The sequence below is a fragment of the Hydrogenophaga sp. OTU3427 genome (assembly GCF_038440225.1).
Lineage (GTDB): Bacteria > Pseudomonadota > Gammaproteobacteria > Burkholderiales > Burkholderiaceae_C > Hydrogenophaga.
Genome location: NZ_JASATI010000114.1, coordinates 1 through 797, shown reverse-complemented (window position 1 = coordinate 797; position 797 = coordinate 1). Strand labels below are relative to the sequence as shown.

At 52.2% G+C, this 797-nt stretch carries 1 protein-coding gene; it reads right to left on the bottom strand.

Annotated features, from left to right (window positions below; all coding sequences use genetic code 11):
- Positions 1 to 199 (bottom strand): type II toxin-antitoxin system RelE/ParE family toxin (locus AAHB17_RS24515; RefSeq protein ID WP_446719653.1); only part of this gene is annotated, 199 nt, incomplete at its 3' end.
- Positions 200 to 797 lie beyond the last annotated feature (598 nt).

The window sequence follows — 797 nt, the reverse complement described above, 5'->3', positions numbered from 1 at the left end:
TTCCTTCGAATGAAAACGTCACTCTCCAGTTCCCATTCACTGATACAGCCCAGTGTCCCACGAGATTCCCGCTCAACGGATGCCAGCCAAAGCCGGGTAGGTTCATTGCCTCTGGGACGGTCGCCACATTCAGCACACCCAGAAGACGCTGTAGCTTGGATGCATGATGAGGCTGGATGCCGCTCTTCTTGCCGGTCATGAAGAACAACTCCAGACCGCTGTGGCACCATGACTTGATCATGGTTGATTGTACTGCGTAACGCTACGCGATGCATCGGAACCTCAAGCGGTTTTCCCTTTGTGGACTGGTACTTGCAGTCTGAGTCAGCCCGAGAATACGTCCGCACTCCCTATTCGGTCGACAACCCTTTGATTTCGCATAGTAAAAATATGGCGATATTATTGGCTGAAAACCGACTCGGAACCTCACCACAGCGCTGTCTCCAATCTCTCGGTAGAGATCTTCAACCGATTGGGCTCCCACGGATTGAATCACTCTTGGCTCAGCAGTACGAAAATCGAGGGGTGCACTACCGCGAACTTACATATTCTCCGATGTGTCTTATGTTAAATAGAAGGGGCAAGTGGCAACTCTCCAACCTGCTTCGGGCGTTACTTGGCGCGGGTGATTTCTGGCATGTAGCTCTCTGTAATTCGATCAGGTTGACGAGCAGCAGAGAGAGGCCGGGGGAGGCTCTTTTTCGATGGCGGATTCAAAAGTGAAGTGCAACACCTGCCACCGAGTAAGAGTAAGGTCCGCAGATGCAAAGCACGCCGCCTAAGCGCTATCAACAACG